This is a genomic window from Streptomyces sp. NRRL F-6492, from assembly GCF_001280125.1.
Lineage (GTDB): Bacteria > Actinomycetota > Actinomycetes > Streptomycetales > Streptomycetaceae > Streptomyces.
In genome coordinates this window covers 133,207-151,968 of record NZ_LGEG01000002.1, presented here as the reverse complement: position 1 = coordinate 151,968, position 18,762 = coordinate 133,207, and the positions used below count along the sequence as shown (strand labels likewise).

General features: G+C 71.3%; 13 protein-coding genes. 6 read left to right on the top strand and 7 right to left on the bottom strand.

Features of this window, described 5'->3' with window-relative positions; translation table 11 throughout:
* Positions 1-56 precede the first annotated feature (56 nt).
* From ADL08_RS01860 to metH, 4 genes are all read right to left on the bottom strand, one after another.
* Entirely contained in the window at positions 57-1,640 is a 1,584-nt protein-coding gene (locus ADL08_RS01860) for an ABC transporter substrate-binding protein (RefSeq protein WP_053640228.1), read from the bottom strand.
* Between the two features lie 64 nt (positions 1,641-1,704).
* Entirely contained in the window at positions 1,705-3,294 is a 1,590-nt protein-coding gene (locus ADL08_RS01855) for an ABC transporter substrate-binding protein (RefSeq protein ID WP_053640227.1), read from the bottom strand.
* A 442-nt stretch (positions 3,295-3,736) separates the two neighbouring features.
* The gene (locus ADL08_RS01850; protein ID WP_053640268.1) at positions 3,737-4,435 is read right to left on the bottom strand and encodes an HAD family hydrolase; all 699 of its coding nucleotides are present in this window, start codon (positions 4,433-4,435) and stop codon (positions 3,737-3,739) included.
* Positions 4,436-4,582: 147 nt separating this feature from the next.
* Entirely contained in the window at positions 4,583-8,152 is a 3,570-nt protein-coding gene (metH, locus tag ADL08_RS01845) for a methionine synthase (RefSeq protein WP_053640226.1), read from the bottom strand.
* A 243-nt stretch (positions 8,153-8,395) separates the two neighbouring features.
* Between metH and ADL08_RS01840 the strand changes: the two genes are divergently transcribed.
* From ADL08_RS01840 to ADL08_RS01815, 6 genes are all read left to right on the top strand, one after another.
* Positions 8,396-9,160 (top strand): IclR family transcriptional regulator, encoded by a 765-nt coding sequence (locus ADL08_RS01840; RefSeq protein ID WP_053640225.1) that lies wholly within the window; start codon positions 8,396-8,398, stop codon positions 9,158-9,160.
* A gap of 264 nt (positions 9,161-9,424) precedes the next feature.
* Positions 9,425-10,183, top strand: a complete 759-nt coding sequence (locus ADL08_RS01835; protein ID WP_053640224.1) for an MIP/aquaporin family protein — start codon at positions 9,425-9,427, stop codon at positions 10,181-10,183.
* 35 nt (positions 10,184-10,218) lie between these two features.
* Entirely contained in the window at positions 10,219-11,754 is a 1,536-nt protein-coding gene (gene glpK / locus ADL08_RS01830) for a glycerol kinase GlpK (protein WP_053640267.1), read from the top strand.
* 27 nt (positions 11,755-11,781) lie between these two features.
* The gene (locus tag ADL08_RS01825; protein WP_053640223.1) at positions 11,782-13,395 is read left to right on the top strand and encodes a glycerol-3-phosphate dehydrogenase/oxidase; all 1,614 of its coding nucleotides are present in this window, start codon (positions 11,782-11,784) and stop codon (positions 13,393-13,395) included.
* A gap of 100 nt (positions 13,396-13,495) precedes the next feature.
* The gene (locus ADL08_RS01820; RefSeq protein WP_053640222.1) at positions 13,496-14,557 is read left to right on the top strand and encodes an LLM class flavin-dependent oxidoreductase; all 1,062 of its coding nucleotides are present in this window, start codon (positions 13,496-13,498) and stop codon (positions 14,555-14,557) included.
* Positions 14,558-14,698: 141 nt separating this feature from the next.
* Positions 14,699-15,838 (top strand): PAC2 family protein, encoded by a 1,140-nt coding sequence (locus ADL08_RS01815; RefSeq protein WP_078967915.1) that lies wholly within the window; start codon positions 14,699-14,701, stop codon positions 15,836-15,838.
* 79 nt (positions 15,839-15,917) lie between these two features.
* Here ADL08_RS01815 and mshC read toward each other — a convergent pair whose 3' ends face one another.
* The 3 genes from mshC to ADL08_RS01800 all read right to left on the bottom strand — a co-directional run bounded on the left by mshC (position 15,918) and on the right by ADL08_RS01800 (position 18,746).
* Positions 15,918-17,147 carry a cysteine--1-D-myo-inosityl 2-amino-2-deoxy-alpha-D-glucopyranoside ligase gene (gene mshC / locus ADL08_RS01810; RefSeq protein ID WP_053640221.1) on the bottom strand — a complete coding sequence of 410 codons (1,230 nt, stop codon included), beginning with the start codon at positions 17,145-17,147 and terminating at the stop codon, positions 15,918-15,920.
* A gap of 205 nt (positions 17,148-17,352) precedes the next feature.
* A complete protein-coding gene (locus ADL08_RS01805) occupies positions 17,353-18,159 on the bottom strand; it encodes an SCO1664 family protein (RefSeq protein WP_053640220.1) in 807 nt (268 codons plus the stop codon).
* Complete coding sequence (locus ADL08_RS01800; protein ID WP_053640219.1) at positions 18,156-18,746, bottom strand: DUF3090 domain-containing protein; 591 nt, start codon at positions 18,744-18,746, stop codon at positions 18,156-18,158. The genes ADL08_RS01805 and ADL08_RS01800 overlap by 4 nt, the downstream gene beginning before the upstream one ends.
* Positions 18,747-18,762: the final 16 nt, after the last annotated feature.

Sequence of the window (18,762 nt, the reverse complement as noted above, 5' to 3'; positions counted from 1 at the left end):
CCGGCGCGGGTGCGCCGGGCCCCTCTCGTCGTGGGGGAAGGTTTCTCCGCCGGTTCTCAGCTCTTGCGGAGCTCCCAGAAGCGGAAGACGGTCGAGGCGTCGAGGGTCCATTCGAGACCGGTGACGCCCGTGCGGGAGACGGCGTACTGCTTGCCCTGCCAGAGCGGGAGCATGGGCAGCTCCTCGGCGACGATGTTCTGGAGCTTCACGTACTCGTCGGCGGTGCCGGCGCGGTCGGCCGCGGCGGCCGTCTTCGGGAGGAGGCCGCCGGTGATGGCGTCGTTCTCGTAGTGGTTGCCGAGGACGTTGCCCGCGCCGAAGAAGGGGGCGGTGAAGTTGTCGGCGTCGGGGTAGTCGGGGACCCAGCCCTTGACGTAGACGCCGTACTTGCCGGCCGCGATGTCCTTCTCGTACTGCTCGAAGGCGACGGACTTGACGTCGGCCTCGAAGAGGCCGCTGGCGTTGAGCTGGCCGGCGATGGCCTTGAGCTCCTGGTCGGTGGCCGGGCCGTAGCGGCTGGGGGTGGACCAGAGGGTGAGCTTCACCTTGTCGTTGACGCCGGCCGCGCGCAGGGCCTTCTTCGCCTTGGCGGCGTCGGGGGCGCCGTAGGTGTCGTAGAAGGCGGTGTTGTGGCCGTTGATGCCGGCCGGGACGATCGAGTAGAGCGGGGTGGCCGTCGACTTGTAGACGTCCTCGACGAGCGCCTCGCGGTCGACGAGGTGGGCGATGGCCCGGCGGACGCCGAGCTTGCCGACGACCGGGTCCTTCATGTTGAAGACGAGGTGCTGGACCTCGGCGCTGCTGCCCTGGACGACGTCGATGCCCCGGTCGCCGGTGGTGTCGGAGGTTTCGAGGGCGGCGATGTCGTCGGCGGAGAGGCCTCGGTAGGCCACGTCGATCTCGCCGTCGGCGAAGGCCTTGGCGAGGGCGGAGCGGTCGCCGCGGTAGAGCTTGAGGGTGACCGCGTCGCTCTTGCGCTTGGCGGTGCCGTGGTAGCCGGAGTTGGCGGAGAAGGTGGCCTCGGCGTCGCTGAGGGAGTCCAGCTTGTACGGGCCGGAGCCGGTCGCCTTCCCGTCGGTGCGCAGCGCGTCGGCGGGGTACTCGCGGTGGTCGACGATGGAGCCGGCGCCGGAGGCGATCTTGCTGGGGAAGGTGGCGTCGGGCACCTTGAGGCGGAAGACGACGGTCTTCTCGTCGGGGGTCTCGATGCTGTCGATGCTGGAGAGCAGGGGCGCGGGGCCGTTCGGGTCGGCGATCTTGATGGCCCGCTCGAAGGAGAACTTGACGTCCTCCGAGGTGAGCTCGTTGCCGTTGGAGAAGGTGAGGCCGTCCCGCAGGGTGCAGGTGTAGACCTTGCTGCCGGCGGAGAAGGCGCACTCGTCGGCGGCCTCGGGCTCGGGTTCGAGGCCGCCCTTGGGGAAGGCCAGGAGGGACTGGAAGACGTTGTTGAACAGCAGCCAGGAGCCGGGGTCGTAGCCGGCCGCCGGGTCGGTGGAGAGGATCTCGTCGGACATGCCGACGCGTATCCCGTCACCGGAGCCGCCGGAGCCGCCGCCCTGTTCGGTGCCGCAGCCACTGAGGAGGGCGGCGGACAGGCCCGCGGCGAGCGGAGCCGTCAGCCACTTGTTGTGTGCCTTCACAGTCGTGCCTCTTGATCTCTTGCCAGGCCGGCCGCGCGGGCGCGCGGCCGGGACAACGAAGGGGTCAGGCGGTGCCGCGACCCAGTTCCCAGAGCAGCAGGTCGGAGGAGGTGTTGAGCGCGTACTCGACTCCGCTGAGGTCGTTGCGGGCGGCAACGTACTGCTTGCCCTGCCACAGCGGCAGGACGGGGACGTCCTCGGCGACGATCTTCTGGATCTGCGCGTAGACGGGGGCCGCGGCGGTGCGGTCGGCCTGGCGGCGCGAGCGCGGGATGAGCTGGTCGCGGACGACCTTGTTCACGTACGGGGTGTTGAGGAAGTTGTCGCTGTCCAGGAAGGGCGCGATGTAGTTGTCCGGGTCCGGGTAGTCGGGGAACCAGCCGAGACCGTAGACGGCGTAGTCGCCGCGCTTCTGGGCGGTGCGGAAGGTGGACCACTCGGTGCCCTTGACGGTGACGTCGAAGAGCTCGCTGGCGTTGAGCTGCTTGCCGAGCGCCTCGAACTCCTCGGCGGTCTCGGCGCCGTAGTGGTCGGTGGTGTAGTTGAGGGTCACCTTGACCGGGGTCTTGATGCCCGCCTTCTTGAGGAGCTGGGCGGCCCGGTCGGTGTCGGGCTCGCCGTAGGCGTCGAAGAAGGGGGTGGCGTGGCCGGTGATGCTGGAGGGGATCAGCGAGTAGAGCGGCTGGGCGGTGGGGCCGTAGACGAGGTTGACCAGGGCGCCCCGGTCGACGACGGCGGCCATCGCCTGGCGGACGGCCTTCTGCTCGACGGAGGGGGCCTTGGTGTTGAAGCCGAGGTAGCGGATCTCCAGGCCGGGGACCTCGACCGTCTTGATGCCCTCCTTGGGCGTCTCGGCGAGGTCCTTGATCTGCTTCTGCGACAGGGAGCGGGCCATCATGTCGATGTCCTTGCTCTCCAGGGCCTTGCCCATGGCGGTCGAGTCGGCGAAGGGGCGCAGTTCGACCCTGTCGTTGCGCGGGGTGATGTCGCCCTTGTACTTCGGGTTCTTGGTGAAGACGAAGCGGCCGGCCTTCTCGCCCTCGCGCTCGACCTTCATGGTGTACGGGCCCGAGCCGTCGACGTCGAAGCCGTCGCGGAGCGCGTCGGTGGCGTACTTGTCCTTGCTGAGGATGCCGGCGACCGGGGTGGAGAGCTTGTACGGGAAGGTGGCGTCGGGGGTCTTGAGGTGGAAGACGATCCCGTCGGTGCCCTGGGTCTCGACGGTGTCGATGTTGGCGAGGAGGGCGGCCGTTCCGTTGTCCGACTTGATCTTCAGGACGCGCTCGATGGAGTACTTGACGTCCTCGGCGGTGATGGGGGTGCCGTCGGCGAAGGTGAGGCCGGCGCGGAGGGTGCAGCGGTAGCTCTCGCTGGCCTTGTCGGAGAAGCCGCAGCTCTCGGCCGCCTCGGGGACGGGCTCGCCGCCCTCGCGGGGCACGTGGAGCAGGGTCTGGACGGTCTGCCGCAGGACGTTCCAGGCGCCGGTGTCGTAGGCGTAGGCCGGGTCGAGCGGGGCGGGGGCGTCCTCGGTGGCGATGAACTGGTCCGTGGTGCCGACCACGATGGCCCGGTCGCCCTCGGATCCGCCGCAGGCGACGAGAAGGGGGGCGAGCAGGCCGGCCACGGCCGGGAGCACCAGGGTCTTGCGGTTCATCAGGGACGATCTCCTCATCCGGCACTGGGTTGCAGCGGTCAGTGACACTCCGCCGCCTGCCGCCCGGTCGGGGCGGGAGCGATCGGGCCGGATGTTGCGATCGGTCCTGTGTTCACGGCGACTTGGGTGTGCGCCGGTGCACGCGGTTATGCGGCGAAGTACTCGCGAAAGATTAGTGGGCCGCGCTCCTATTGCCGGACCACCGTCCGGGGCCGGGGTAATCGCACAGTGATCATGAATGCGTGCGGTTCGATAGTCATGCGCCGGACGTTGCGGACGGGCGCGAGCGAATCGGGGCACATGGGGACGCCGAAAGGGCGCATTCCGGACGGTGGACGAGGACAGGCCACCTGCCGTCCGGCACTCTGGGTGACCAACGTCACGCGGAGGCCTTTTCGGCAAATGGCCTGATCGTTTTCCCGCGGGAAAGCTCAGTGAAAGCTCAGATTCCCGTGATCAATGTACGGAGAAAGGGCACGTCGACCTCTTCGAGCGAGCGCACGACGACCCGGCCCGGGGAGGGCGCGATCGGGGTGACGGAGGGCACGGCGACGACCCGGCAGCCCGCCGCCTCGGCCGCCGCGACGCCGGTCGCCGTGTCCTCGACGACGGCGCAGAGCGTGGGGTCGGCCCCGACGCCCCGGGCGGCCGTCAGGTACGGCTCGGGGTGCGGCTTGGTCCGTTCGACCTCGTCGCCCGCGACGGTGAGGGAGAAGCGGTCGCGGCCGAGCGAGGCGAGGACCCGGTCGATGATCCGGCGGTGCGAGGCGGAGACGAGGGCGGTGGGGATGGAGTGCCGGGCCAGCTCGGCGAGGAGCCGCTCGGCGCCGGGCATGAGCGGGACGCCCCGCTCGATGCGCTGCTCGAACTTCTCGTTGAGGAGGACGGTCAGCTCGGGGAGGGTGATGTCGGCGCCGGTGGACTCGATGAGGTAGCCGGCGCTGCGGGTCATCGGCCCGCCGACCACCACGTCCCGCCAGGCCTCGTCGAGCCGGTGCCCGAGGTCGGCGAAGACCTCGACCTCCGCGTCCCACCAGAAGCCCTCCGTGTCGACGAGGGTCCCGTCCATGTCGAGGAAGACCGCCTGGAGGGCGGAGCTGCCGTTCGTACGGAACAGGGACGCGGGAACCGTACTGGTCATCCGGCACACCTCCATGAGGGGACGAGAAGGCCGGCCCTCCTCGCCGTACGGGAGGAGGACCGGCCTGCTGGACGGACAAGTGTACGTCCCGGTCACCGGAAACGCGCCCCTTTACGCGCCGTTCGGCGACGCCGGGTCAGAACGCGGTCACCGTGCGTTGAAGTACTTCGCCTCCGGGTGGTGGATGACGATGGCGTCGGTGGACTGCTCGGGGTGGAGCTGGAACTCCTCCGAGAGGTGCACGCCGATCCGCTCCGGTCGCAGCAGGTCCGCGATCTTCGCGCGGTCCTCCAGGTCGGGGCAGGCGCCGTAGCCGAGGGAGAAGCGGGCGCCGCGGTACTTCAGCGCGAACATGTCCTCGACGTCGGCCGGGTCCTCGCCGGCGAAGCCCAGCTCGGAGCGGACGCGGGCGTGCCAGTACTCGGCAAGGGCCTCGGCGAGCTGGACGGAGAGGCCGTGGAGCTCCAGGTAGTCGCGGTAGGAGTCGGACTCGAAGAGCTTGGCCGTGGCCTCGCCGATCCTCGATCCGACGGTGACGACCTGGAGGCCGACGACGTCGGTCTCGCCGGACTCCTCCGGGCGGAAGAAGTCCGCGAGGCAGAGGCGGCGGCCCCGGCGCTGGCGCGGGAAGGAGAAGCGGGTCCGCTCGTTGCCGTCCTCGTCCAGGATGATCAGGTCGTCGCCCTTGGAGACGCAGGGGAAGTAGCCGTGCACGACGGCCGCCTCCAGGAGGTTCTCGGTGTGGAGGCGCTCCAGCCAGCCGCGCAGCCGGGGCCGGCCCTCGGTCTCGACGAGTTCCTCGTACGCCGGTCCGTCGCCGGCCCGGTTCTGCTTGAGGCCCCACTGGCCCTTGAAGAGGGCGCCCTCGTCGAGCCAGGACGCGTAGTCCTTGAGCGGGATGCCCTTGACGACGCGGGTGCCCCAGAAGGGCGGGGTGGGCACCGGATTGTCGACGGCGACGTCGGAGCGGCCGCCGGGCTCCGGCTCCTCGACCCGGAGCGCGGCCGCGTCCCGCTTGGGGACCCGGCGCTGCTTGAGCTCGGGGAGCGAGGCCCCCGGGACCCCGCGCTTGACGGCGATGAGGGCGTCCATCAGGCGCAGGCCCTCGAAGGCGTCGCGGGCGTAGCGGACCTCGCCCTGGTAGATCTCGTGGAGGTCCTGCTCGACGTAGGCCCGGGTGAGGGCGGCGCCGCCGAGGATCACGGGGTACCTGGCGGCCAGCTCGCGCTGGTTGAGCTCCTCCAGGTTCTCCTTCATGATCACGGTGGACTTCACCAGGAGGCCGGACATGCCGATGACGTCGGCATTGTGCTCCTCGGCGGCCTCCAGGATCGCGGAGACGGGCTGCTTGATGCCGATGTTGACGACGTTGTAGCCGTTGTTGGACAGGATGATGTCCACGAGGTTCTTGCCGATGTCGTGGACGTCGCCCCGGACGGTCGCCAGGACGATGGTGCCCTTGCCCTCCGCGTCCGACTTCTCCATGTGCGGTTCGAGGTGGGCGACCGCCGTCTTCATGACCTCGGCGGACTGGAGCACGAACGGCAGCTGCATCTGGCCGGAGCCGAACAGCTCGCCGACCACCTTCATGCCGTCGAGCAGGATCTCGTTGACGATCTCCAGGGCCGGACGGACCGTCAGGGCCTCGTCGAGGTCGGCCTCCAGGCCGTTCTTCTCGCCGTCGACGATGCGCCGCTTGAGGCGCTCGTCCAGGGGCAGGGCGAGGAGTTCCTCGGTCTTGCCGGCCTTCATCGACTTGGTGTTGACGCCCTCGAAGAGCGCCATCAGCTTCTGCAGCGGGTCGTAGCCCTCCGCGCGCCGGTCGTAGATCAGGTCGAGGGCGGTGGTGACCTGCTCGTCGTCGAAGCGGGCGATCGGCAGGATCTTCGACGCGTGCACGATCGCCGAGTCCAGGCCGGCCTTCACGCACTCGTCGAGGAAGACCGAGTTGAGGAGGATGCGGGCCGCCGGGTTGAGGCCGAAGGAGATGTTCGACAGGCCCAGGGTGGTCTGGACGTCGGGGTGGCGCCGCTTCAGTTCGCGGATCGCCTCGATGGTGGCGATGCCGTCCTTGCGCGACTCCTCCTGTCCCGTACAGATCGTGAAGGTCAGGGTGTCGATGAGGATGTCCGACTCGTGGATGCCCCAGTTGCCGGTCAGGTCGTCGATGAGGCGTTCCGCGATGGCGACCTTGTGCTCGACGCTGCGGGCCTGGCCCTCCTCGTCGATGGTCAGCGCGATGAGGGCGGCGCCGTGCTCCTGGGCCAGACGGGTGACCTTGGCGAAGCGGGACTCGGGTCCGTCGCCGTCCTCGTAGTTCACCGAGTTGATGACGGCCCGGCCGCCGAGCTTCTCCAGACCGGCCCGGATGACCTCCACCTCGGTGGAGTCGAGGACGATCGGGAGGGTGGAGGCGGTGGCGAAGCGGCCGGCCAGCTCCTCCATGTCCGCGACGCCGTCGCGGCCGACGTAGTCCACGCAGAGGTCGAGCATGTGCGCGCCCTCGCGGATCTGGTCGCGGGCCATCTCGACGCAGTCGTCCCAGCGGGCCTCCAGCATGGCCTCGCGGAACTTCTTGGAGCCGTTGGCGTTGGTCCGCTCGCCGATCGCCATGTAGGAGGTGTCCTGGCGGAACGGCACGGTCTGGTAGAGCGAGGCGGCGCCGGGCTCGGGGCGCGGTTCGCGGACGCCGGGCACGAGGTCCCGGACCCGCTCGACGACCTGGCGCAGGTGCTCCGGGGTCGTACCGCAGCAGCCGCCGATGAGGGAGAGGCCGTAGTCCCGTACGAAGGTCTCCTGGGCGTCGGCCAGCTCGGCCGGCGACAGCGGGTAGTGGGCGCCGTCGGAGGTCAGGACCGGCAGGCCCGCGTTGGGCATGCAGGAGAGCGGGATGCGGGAGTGCCGGGCGAGGTAGCGCAGGTGCTCGCTCATCTCGGCGGGGCCGGTGGCGCAGTTCAGGCCGATCATGTCGATGCCGAGCGGCTCCAGGGCCGTCAGGGCGGCGCCGATCTCGGAGCCGAGGAGCATGGTGCCGGTGGTCTCGACGGTGACGGAGACGATCAGCGGCACGTCGGCGCCCAGGGCCTCCAGGGCGCGGCGGGCGCCGATCACGGAGGCCTTGGTCTGGAGGAGGTCCTGGGTGGTCTCGACGAGCAGCGCGTCGGAGCCGCCGGCCAGGAGGCCCTCGGCGTTCTGCTGGTAGGCGTCGCGCAGGAGGGTGTACGGGGCGTGGCCCAGGGTCGGCAGCTTCGTGCCGGGGCCGACGGAGCCGAGGACCCAGCGCTGGCGGCCGGTGGAGGCGGTGAACTCGTCGGCCACCTCGCGGGCGATGCGGGCGCCCGCCTCGGAGAGCTCGTGGACGCGCTCGGGGATGTCGTACTCGCCCAGGGCCGCGTGGTTGGCGCCGAAGGTGTTGGTCTCGACGCAGTCGACGCCGGCGGAGAAGTACTCCTGGTGGACCGAACGGACGATGTCGGGCCGGGTGACGTTCAGGATCTCGTTGCAGCCTTCGAGGTTCTGGAAGTCCTCGAGGGTGGGGTCCTGGGCCTGGAGCATGGTGCCCATGGCTCCGTCGGCGACGACCACCCGGGTCGCGAGTGCCTCGCGGAGGGCGGCGGCGCGGCTCCGGGCGTCTCCGGGGACGGCGGCGCTCTCTCCGGAGGCGGAGCCGGGGGCGGAGCCGGGGGCGGAGGCGGAAGGGGACGGCGACGGGGCCATGGGCGATCTCCCTGGGATGCGACGGCTGTCGGCTTTGCACCCTCGGTGGAGGGCGCACGGGGCCAGCGTAACCGCGCTCGGGCCGGGGTGGACACGGCGTCCCAGGGGGCGGACGGCATCCTGTGTCCGGGGACTCCCGGTCCTGCCCCTCCTTGACCGACACTGTGGAATGTGACGCGAGGTCGGCATCGGCCGATAGTGTTCAGCATTGTCGAACAGCGTGAGAGGGATAGGGGTCGGGCGATGGCTAAGAACATCCAGTCGCTTGAAAGAGCGGCGGCCATGCTGCGACTGCTCGCGGGCGGCGAGCGCCGGCTCGGTCTGTCCGACATCGCGTCCTCGCTCGGGCTCGCCAAGGGGACGGCCCACGGGATCCTGCGCACCCTCCAGGCGGAGGGCTTCGTGGAGCAGGAGGCGGCCTCGGGCCGCTACCAGCTGGGCGCGGAGCTGCTGCGGCTCGGCAACAGCTACCTGGACGTGCACGAGCTGCGGGCGCGGGCCCTGGTCTGGACGGACGACCTGGCCCGGTCCAGCGGCGAGAGCGTGCACCTGGGGGTGCTGCACCAGCGGGGGGTGCTGATCGTGCACCACGTCTTCCGGCCGGACGACAGCCGCCAGGTCCTGGAGGTGGGGGCCATGCAGCCGCTGCACTCCACGGCCCTGGGCAAGGTCCTCTCGGCGTACGACCCGGTGGCGCACAGCGAGGTGCTGGAGGTCGAGCGGGAGGCGTTCACGCCCCGGACGACGACGGCGCTCGGGGACTTCGAGACGCTGCTCGACACGGTGCGGGCCCGGGGCTGGGCGGCGGACGAGGAGGAGACCTGGGAGGGCGTGGCGTCGGTGGCGGCGCCGATCCACGACCGGCGGCGGATGCCGGTGGGGGCGGTGGCGGTGACGGGCGCGGTGGAGCGGCTCCGCCCGGACGGCGAGCTGCGTCCGGAGCTGGTGGCGGCCGTGCGGGACTGCGCCCGCGCGGTCTCGCGGGACCTGGGAGCCGGCCGCTTCTGAGGCCCGCGCGGCCTCCCCGCGCCCCCTCCGACCCGCCGGTAACGATCGCGTTATCGGCGGGTTTTTCGCTTCCCAGACCCTTGACGCGCTGTTAACCCGGGGGCAAAACTTCCGTTCACCGGTCGGCATTGTCGAACACCTAACGGCAATACGCGCTAGAGTGTGGCAGTGCCAAGGGCCGGCAACGCCCTCAGCACGAGGGTGCGGACCATCGGAGGGACCCGTGGTTCGCCTTCCCCTGGACGAAGGACAAAGGAGTCGCGGGTGTCCAGCTCCGACATCTTCCTCGGCGAGACCATCGGTACCGCCGTACTCATCCTGCTCGGCGGCGGCGTGTGCGCCGCCGTCACGCTCAAGAGCTCCAAGGCCCGCGGCGCGGGCTGGCTCGCGATCACCTTCGGGTGGGGCTTCGCCGTCATGACGGCCGTCTACATGACGGCTTCCCTCTCGGGCGCCCATCTGAACCCCGCCGTCACGGTCGGCATCGCGATCAAGGACGGGGCCTGGGGCGACGTGCCCGTCTACTTCGCCGGTCAGATACTCGGCGCGATGATCGGCGCGGCGCTGGTCTGGGTGGCCTACTACGGCCAGTTCCGGGCCCACCTCACGGACCCGGAGACCATCGGCGAGAAGCCGATCGAGGGCCCCGGCCCGGTGCTCGGGATCTTCTCCACCGGCCCCGAGATCCGCAGCACCTGGCAGAACCTGGCCACCGAGATCATCGGCACCGTCGTGCTCGTGCTCGCCGTGCTCACCCAGGGCCTCAACGACAGCGGCAAGGGCCTCGGCGTGCTGGGCGCCCTGATCACCGCCTTCGTCGTGGTCTCCATCGGCCTCTCGCTCGGCGGTCCGACCGGCTACGCCATCAACCCGGCCCGCGACCTCGGCCCGCGCATCGTGCACGCCCTGCTCCCGCTGCCGAACAAGGGCGGCTCCGACTGGGGCTACGCCTGGATCCCGGTCGTCGGCCCGCTGATCGGCGGAGCCCTCGCCGCGGGTATCTACACCATCGCGTTCGCCTGAGCCGTCCTTCTTCCAGACTTCCCTTGGAGCACACCGTGACCGACGCCCACACCTCCGGCCCCTTCATCGCCGCCATCGACCAGGGCACCACCTCCTCCCGCTGCATCGTCTTCGACAAGGACGGCCGGATCGTCTCCGTCGACCAGAAGGAGCACGAGCAGATCTTCCCGAAGCCGGGCTGGGTGGAGCACGACGCCGCCGAGATCTGGACCAACGTCCAGGAGGTCGTCGCCGGCGCCCTGGAAAAGGCGGAGATCACCGCCGCCGACGTCAAGGCCATCGGCATCACCAACCAGCGCGAGACCACGCTGCTGTGGGACAAGCACACCGGCGAGCCCGTCCACAACGCCCTCGTCTGGCAGGACACCCGCACCGACGCCCTCTGCCGGGAGCTCGGCCGCAACGTCGGCCAGGACCGCTTCCGCCGCGAGACCGGCCTCCCCCTCGCCTCGTACTTCTCCGGCCCCAAGGTCCGCTGGCTGCTCGACAACGTCGAGGGCCTGCGCGAGCGCGCCGAGCGCGGCGACATCCTCTTCGGCACCATGGACTCCTGGGTCATCTGGAACCTGACCGGCGGCGTCGACGGCGGCGTGCACGTCACCGACGTCACCAACGCCTCCCGCACCATGCTGATGAACCTCCACGAGATGGCGTGGGACGAGCGCATCCTGCAGTCCATGGAGGTCCCGGTCGCCGTGCTGCCGGAGATCCGCTCCTCCGCCGAGGTGTACGGCACGGTCAAGGGCGGCGTCCTGGACGGCGTCCCGGTCGCCTCCGCGCTCGGCGACCAGCAGGCCGCCCTGTTCGGCCAGACGTGTTTCGCCGAGGGCGAGGCCAAGTCCACGTACGGCACCGGCACCTTCATGCTGATGAACACCGGCGACAAGGTGATCAACTCCTACAGCGGCCTGCTGACCACGGTCGGCTACCGGATCGGCGACGAGAAGCCGGTCTACGCCCTGGAGGGCTCGATCGCCGTCACCGGCTCCCTGGTGCAGTGGATGCGCGACCAGATGGGCCTGATCAAGTCCGCCGCCGAGATCGAGACCCTCGCGTCCTCGGTCGAGGACAACGGCGGCGCCTACTTCGTCCCGGCCTTCTCCGGCCTGTTCGCCCCGTACTGGCGCTCCGACGCGCGCGGCGTCATCGCCGGCCTCACCCGGTACGTCACCAAGGCGCACATCGCCCGCGCCGTCCTGGAGGCCACCGCCTGGCAGACCCGCGAGATCGCCGACGCCATGACGAAGGACTCCGGCGTCGAGCTGGCCGCGCTCAAGGTCGACGGCGGCATGACCTCCAACAACCTGCTGATGCAGACCCTCTCGGACTTCGTGGACGCGCCCGTCGTGCGCCCCATGGTGGCCGAGACCACCTGCCTCGGCGCCGCCTACGCCGCCGGCCTGGCCGTCGGCTTCTGGCCGGACACCGACGCGCTGCGCGCCAACTGGCGGCGGGCCGCCGAATGGACCCCCCGCATGGACGCCGACAAGCGCGACCGCGAGTACAAGAGCTGGCTGAAGGCCGTCGAGCGTTCCATGGGCTGGCTCGAAGACGAATCCGACGAGCAGTAAGAGCGAGCAGTAAGAGGAGTGAGCGACATGACCACCCTGCAGAGCGTCCCCGCCCTGGGGACGCGCCCGGCCGCCGGTTCCCTGCCGAGCCGCGCCGAGACCCGGGAACAGCTCTCCAAGGCGACGTACGACCTCTTGGTGATCGGCGGCGGCATCCTGGGCATCTCCACCGCCTGGCACGCCGCGCAGTCGGGCCTGCGGGTGGCCCTGGTGGACGCCGGCGACTTCGCCGGCGCCACCTCCTCCGCCTCCTCGAAGCTGCTCCACGGCGGCCTGCGCTACCTGCAGACCGGTGCGGTGAAGCTGGTGGCGGAGAACCACTTCGAGCGGCGCGCGGTCTCCCGCCAGGTGGCCCCGCACCTCGCCAACCCCCTCACCTTCTACCTGCCCGTCTACAAGGGCGGCCCGCACGGCGCGGCCAAGCTGGGCGCCGGCGTCTTCGCGTACTCCGCGCTCTCGGCGTTCGGCGACGGCGTCGGCCACCTGCTCTCCCCCGCCAGGGCCGCGCAGGACGTGCCGGAGCTGCGGACCGACAACCTGAAGGCCGTCGCCGTCTACGGCGACGACCAGATGAACGACGCCCGGATGGCGCTGATGACGGTCCGCGCCGCGGTCGACGCCGGCGCCACCGTCCTCAACCACGCCGAGGTCACCGGTCTGCGCTTCACCCGCGGCCGGGTCACCGGCGCCGAGCTGAAGGACCGCACCAGCGGCGACGAGTTCGGCGTGAACGCCCGTCTGGTCCTCAACGCGACCGGCCCGTGGGTCGACCACCTGCGCAGGATGGAGGACCCGAACGCGGCCCCCTCCATCCGCCTCTCCAAGGGCGCGCACCTGGTCCTGAAGCGGACCTCGCCGTGGAAGGCCGCGCTCGCCACCCCGATCGACAAGTACCGCATCACCTTCGCCCTCCCCTGGGAGGACATGCTGCTGCTCGGCACCACCGACGAGGAGTACGAGGGCGACCCCGGCCAGGTCGAGGTCACCGAGAAGGACACCGCCCAGATCCTGGACGAGGCCGCCTTCTCCATCCGCGACCAGCAGCTGTCGCGCGACCTCGTCACGTACGCCTTCGCCGGTCTGCGGGTGCTCCCCGGCGGCCCCGGCGACACCTCCAAGGCCAAGCGCGAGACGGTCGTGACCGAGGGCCGCGGCGGGATGCTGTCGGTGGCCGGCGGCAAGTGGACGACCTTCCGCCACATCGGCCGCACGGTCATGAAGAAGCTGGAGCGGCTCCCGGGCCACCCGCTCGGCGAGTACGCCGAGGGGGCCGTGCCGGTGTCCGCGCTGCCGAAGCGGCTGCCGCTGCCCGGCATAGCCAACCCGAACGCGGTCGCCCACCGGCTGCTCGTCGACGGCCCGGCCCCCGGCCCGCGCATGGCCGCCGACACCGCCAGGCACCTGGCGACGCACTACGGCTCGCTCTCCTTCGAGATCGCCCGCATGGCGAACGAGAACCCGGAGCTCGCCCGCCGCATCCACCCGGACGCGCCGGAGATCTGGGCGCAGGTCGCCTACGCCCGCGACCACGAGTGGGCCGAGACGGCCGACGACGTGCTGCGCCGCCGCACGACGCTGACCATCCGCGGTCTGGCGACGGACGAGGTCCGCGCCGGGGTCGAGTCGATGCTGGGCGGGTAACCGGCCCGGAAGCGGGGGCGGTTCTCCTTCGGGGGGCCGCCCCTTCGGCGTGCCACGCACCGTCCACACGCCCGCAACACTCCGCGCGCAGAGTTGAAGCATGAAGTTTCAAGTGCTCACGATCGTCCACCACTCCCCGCACCCGCTCACCGGCGAACTGCTGTCCGCCGCGGACCGCCTGGAGCAGGTCGTCGCGCTCGGCGAGACCGCCGAACGGCTGGGCTTCGACGCGTACGCGGTCGGTGAACGGCACGCGGGCCCGTTCCTCTCCTCGGCCCCGACCGTGCTGCTCGCCGCGCTCGCCGCCCGCACCACCCGGATCCGGCTCCTCACCGGCGTGACCGTGGTCGCGATCCTGGACCCGGTCCGGGTCGCCGAGGACTACGCCACCCTCGACCAGCTCTCCCGGGGCCGGATCGAACTCGTCGTCGGCAAGGGCGCGGAGGCCGGCCACTTCGACCTCTTCGGCCTGGACGAGGAGCGGCAGTGGGACCTCCAGAGGGAGAAGTACGAGCTGCTCCGCCGGCTCTGGACGGAGGAGGGCGTCGACTGGGAGGGCGAGTTCCGGCCCGCCCTGAAGGGCGTGACCACGGTGCCTCGCCCGTACGCCGGTCCGCCCCGGATCTGGCACGGCTCGGCCACCAGCCTCAACTCCCCCGAGCTCGCGGCGAAGCACGGCGACCCGCTCTTCACCGCCAACGCGATCCAGCCCCGCGAGGCGTACGCGCGGCTCATCGCCCACTACCGCGAGAAGTTCGAGGAGTACGGGCACGACCCGGCCCACGCGCGCGTGGCGGCCGGTTCCGGCGGTCTGCTGATCGCCGACACCGCCGAGCGGGCGGTCACCCGCTACAAGGACCTGTACGAGGCGAGGATCCGGCAGAGCTTCCGGCCGCACCTGGAGGGGAAGGCCGGCTACAACACCCCGTTCCGCACGATCGAGGACGCCGTGGCGGACGGGCCCCAGCTGATCGGCTCGCCGCAGCAGATCATCGACAAGATCCTCGGCTACCACGAGCACTACGGGCACGACCTCCAGTCCGTCACGGTCGACGCCTTCGGGCAGTCGACGGCCGAACAGGCCGAGACGCTCCAGCGCTTCGCCGAGGAGATCGCGCCGGTGGTCCGGAGGGAGGCGCCCAGCACGCTCTGGGAGGAGTGACACCGCCGTGTGCGGAGGTGAGTTCCTGGGTAGTCGATCAAGGCCGCACGGGTTTTCGGGGATGTCCGGGGGCTGCGGACGGACCGCAGGAAAGCCGTAAGGTTGGTCCGTACGACAGGAACTTCGAGAAGGAGGCGCTGGGTGATCGAGCTCGAGGGGGTGCCCGAGCTGATCGACCCGGTCATGGTGGCCGCGTTCGAAGGCTGGAACGACGCCGGGGACGCCGCCTCCACCGCGGTCGCCCATCTGGACCGGGAGTGGAAGGGCGAGGTGTTCGCGGCGCTCGACGCCGAGGACTACTACGACTTCCAGGTGAACCGGCCCACGGTCTTCCTGGACAACGGCGTACGGAAGATCACCTGGCCGACGACCAGGCTCTCCGTGGTCCGGGTGGGCGGCGACAAGCCCCGTGACCTGGTGCTGGTGCGCGGGATCGAGCCCTCGATGCGCTGGCGCTCCTTCTGCAACGAGCTGCTCGCCTTCGCGCACGAGCTGGGCGTGGAGATGGTGGTGATCCTGGGCGCGCTGCTCGGCGACACCCCGCACACCCGGCCGGTGCCGGTCAGCGGAGTGACCTCCGATCCCGACCTGGCGCGCACGATGGACCTGGAGGAGACCCGGTACGAGGGCCCGACGGGCATCGTGGGCATCCTCCAGGAGGCGTGCACGCACGCGGGCGTGCCGGCCGTGAGCCTGTGGGCGGCGGTGCCGCACTACGTGTCGCAGCCGCCGAACCCGAAGGCGACGCTGGCGCTGCTCAACCGCCTGGAGGACCTGATCGGGCTGCGCATCCCGCTGGGCGAGCTGCCCGAGGACGCGCGGGCCTGGCAGGTGGGCGTGGACCAGCTGGCGGCCGAGGACAGCGAGGTCGCCGAGTACGTGCAGACCCTGGAGGAGGCGCGGGACACCGCGGAGCTTCCCGAGGCGTCCGGCGAGGCGATCGCCCGCGAGTTCGAGCGGTACCTGCGGCGGCGCGAGCCGGGCGCGGGGCCCGGTCCCGGGGTCGCGACGGAGGGCGGGGACTCCCCGTTCCTGCGGGACCCCGGCAGCGGCCGCACCCGCCCGCCGAAGCCGGAACAGCCGGGACCGGAGTCGGTCCCGGGGGCGGAGTCGGTCACGGATGCGGAGTCGGTCACGGATGCGGACGCGCCGGACGACGGGTCCGTTCCGGACGGGGGCGCCACGGGCGAGAACCCGCCCGGCGAGGGTGCGGACGGCAATGGTCCGGACGGCGGAGGGCCGAAGGACGGCGAGGGTCCGGGAGACGACTCCGGCAAGTGACGAGCAGTGAGGGAGGGGCGCCCGGAACCGGGCGCCCCTCCCTCGTGTCGTGTGTGCCGTGCGGAACTGCTCCGGTGTCCTACAGGGCGACGCCCAGGAGCGCGTCGACGGTGCGGGAGACGAGTCCGGGGGCGGAGTCGTCGGTGCCCCCCTCGGCCTCCTGGAGCGCGGCCCAGCGGTCGACCGCGGCGAGCGCGGCCGGTGCGTCGAGGTCGTCGGCGAGGGCCTCGCGGACCTCCTCGACGAGGGCGTCGGCGGACGGCCCGTCGGGGCGGGAGACGGCGGCGCGCCAGTGTCCGAGGCGCTCCACGGCGTCCTGGAGGACCCGGTCGGTCCACTCCCAGTCGGCGCGGTAGTGGTGGGAGAGGAGCGCGAGCCGGACGGCGGCCGGGTCGACGCCGTCGCGGCGCAGCTTCGAGACGAAGACCAGGTTGCCCCTGGACTTGGACATCTTCTCGCCGTCGAGGGCGACCATGCCGGCGTGGACGTACGCCTTGGCCATGGGGAACTCGCCGGTGAGGGTCTGGGCGTGCGAGGCGCCCATCTCGTGGTGCGGGAAGATCAGGTCGGAGCCGCCGCCCTGCACGTCGAAGCCCATGCCGAGGTGGTCGAGGGCGATGGCGACGCACTCGATGTGCCAGCCGGGGCGACCGGCGCCGAGGCTGCCGCCGTCCCAGCTGGGCTCGCCCTCGCGGGCGGCCATCCAGAGCATCGGGTCGAGCGGGTTCTTCTTGCCGGGGCGCTCGGGGTCGCCGCCGCGCTCGGCCGAGAGGTGGCGCATCAGCTCGGTGTCGTAGTTCGAGACCTGGCCGAAGTGCGGGTCGGCGTCGACGGAGAAGTAGACGTCGCCGTCGAGCTCGTAGGCGGCGCCGGAGTCCCGCAGGCGCTCGACGAGCGGGACGATGCCCGGTATGGCCTCGACCGCGCCGATGTAGTGCTGCGGAGGCAGCATCCGCAGGGCGGTCATGTCCTCGCGGAAGAGGGCGGTCTCGCGCTCGGCGAGGCCGACCCAGTCGACGCCGTCGCGGATCGCGCGCTCCAGGAGGGGGTCGTCCACGTCCGTCACGTTCTGGACGTAGTGAACCTGCCGCTTGGTGTCGAGCCACACGCGCTGAACGAGGTCGAACGCGTTGTAGGTCGCCGCGTGACCCATGTGGGTCGCGTCGTACGGGGTGATGCCGCAGACGTAGATGCGGGCGACGGGGCCGGGGGCGAGGGTGACTCGTCCGCCGGTCGCGGTGTCGTGGATCCGGAGGTCGCGGCCCTTGCCGGGAAGGGCGGGGACCTCAGAAGCGGGCCAGGCATGCATGACCCGAGCGTAACCGGACAGCTGTTCCGGATACGAACCGGATCCGGGATCTTGACCGATTAGGCGGTCTTGCGGGGCGAATGCACTCGTGCGCCCCCTCGGAGAGCGCCTTTTCCCGGAGTGCAGCTTGGCCGGAACTTTTCGGTCGAACCTCTGGGACACCGGAGTCCCGAGGTGCGGGAAGCGGGTCCGGGGACAGCGGTTCTCAGACAGGCGGCCAGGGAAGGGCGGGCCACCGGCCCGAGGGCTCCGGGTGGTGTCCGCCCGCCCGCAGGGCCGCCACGCGGGCGCGTACCGCCGCCACCTCGGCGCCGGTGAGCAGTTCGGCCAGTCGGGTGGCGAGCGGCGCCCCGGGCGTCAGGGCCCGGTCGAGACCGTCGAGGACCTCGACCGCCTCGGCGGGCAGCGCCTCGCCCGCCCATCCCCACAGCAGGGTGCGCAGCTTGTCCTCGACGTGGAAGGTGACCCCGTGGTCGATGCCGTACAGGTGTCCGCCGGGGGCCGGCAGCAGGTGGCCGCCCTTGCGGTCGCCGTTGTTGATGACGGCGTCCAGGACGGCGAGCCGCCGCAGCCCGGGGGTGTCCGCGTGGACGAGGAGGGCGGTGCGGCCCTCGCCGACCTCGGCCTCCCCGACGGCCTTCCAGCCCTCCCCCGGCTCCTCGTCCTCGGTGAGGGCCAGGAGCCGCGCCCCGGGGTCGGCCTCGATCCACAGCTGGACCATGCCCTCCCCGTACGGGCCGTCGCGCAGCACCGTCGGCGGGACGAGGCCCCAGCCGGTGGCCTCGGAGACCTCGTACGCGGCGACCTCGCGCCGGGCGAGGTTGCCGTCGGGGAAGTCCCACAGCGGCCGCTCCCCCGCGACCGGCTTGTAGACGCAGGCCGCCTCCCGGCCGTCGTACGCGACGGAGCAGTACAGCACGGCGTTGGAGGCCTCGCGGATCCGTCCGCGTACGGTCAGCTCACCGCGGGCGAGCAGTTCCGCGCCCGGCAGGGTCTGGGGGCTGCTGCTCATGCTCCGCGGCGGTATCCGTTCTGGCGGGGGCAGACGTGCCCCTCGGGGTCGAGCGGCAGGCTGCACAGCGGGCACGGCGGGCGGCCGGCGTTGACCACGTCCAGGGCCCGCTTGGCGAAGGCCCGGGCCTGGGCGCCGCTGAGGCGGACCCGGAGCATCGGCGGGCCGTTCTCCTCGTCCTGGAGCAGTCGCTCCTCGGCCTCGGCGAGGTCCTCCTCGGAGTCCGCGTCGAGCTCCACGAGGGCCTGCGCCTCGACGATCATGCGCTGTTCCTCGCCGTCCCAGGCGAGCGCCATGGTGCCGACCCGGAACTCCTCCTCGACGGGCACGTCGAGGGGCGCGGTGTCCGCGGTCTCGGAGGGGGCGACGGCGGGCACGGGCGCGTTGCCGCCGGTGCGCCGCACGACCTCGTCGAGGAGTTCGTCGATGCGCTCGGCGAGGGCGGCGACCTGCATCTTCTCCAGGGCGACGCTGGTGACCCGGCCGCCGGCGGACGCCTGGAGGAAGAACGTACGGCGGCCAGGCAGCCCGACCGTGCCGGCCACGAAACGCTCCGGTGGGTCGTAGAGGAACACCTGACGGGACACGTTCCCGGCTCCCTTG

Coding starts and splice junctions, on each gene's coding strand:
- ADL08_RS01855 (WP_053640227.1), bottom strand. CDS start 3,294: ATGAACCGCAAGACCCTGGTGCTCCCGGCCGTGGCCGGCCTGCTCGCC.
- ADL08_RS01850 (WP_053640268.1), bottom strand. CDS start 4,435: ATGACCAGTACGGTTCCCGCGTCCCTGTTCCGTACGAACGGCAGCTCC.
- metH (WP_053640226.1), bottom strand. CDS start 8,152: ATGGCCCCGTCGCCGTCCCCTTCCGCCTCCGCCCCCGGCTCCGCCCCC.
- ADL08_RS01840 (WP_053640225.1), top strand. CDS start 8,396: ATGGCTAAGAACATCCAGTCGCTTGAAAGAGCGGCGGCCATGCTGCGA.
- ADL08_RS01825 (WP_053640223.1), top strand. CDS start 11,782: ATGACCACCCTGCAGAGCGTCCCCGCCCTGGGGACGCGCCCGGCCGCC.
- ADL08_RS01820 (WP_053640222.1), top strand. CDS start 13,496: ATGAAGTTTCAAGTGCTCACGATCGTCCACCACTCCCCGCACCCGCTC.
- mshC (WP_053640221.1), bottom strand. CDS start 17,147: ATGCATGCCTGGCCCGCTTCTGAGGTCCCCGCCCTTCCCGGCAAGGGC.
- ADL08_RS01805 (WP_053640220.1), bottom strand. CDS start 18,159: ATGAGCAGCAGCCCCCAGACCCTGCCGGGCGCGGAACTGCTCGCCCGC.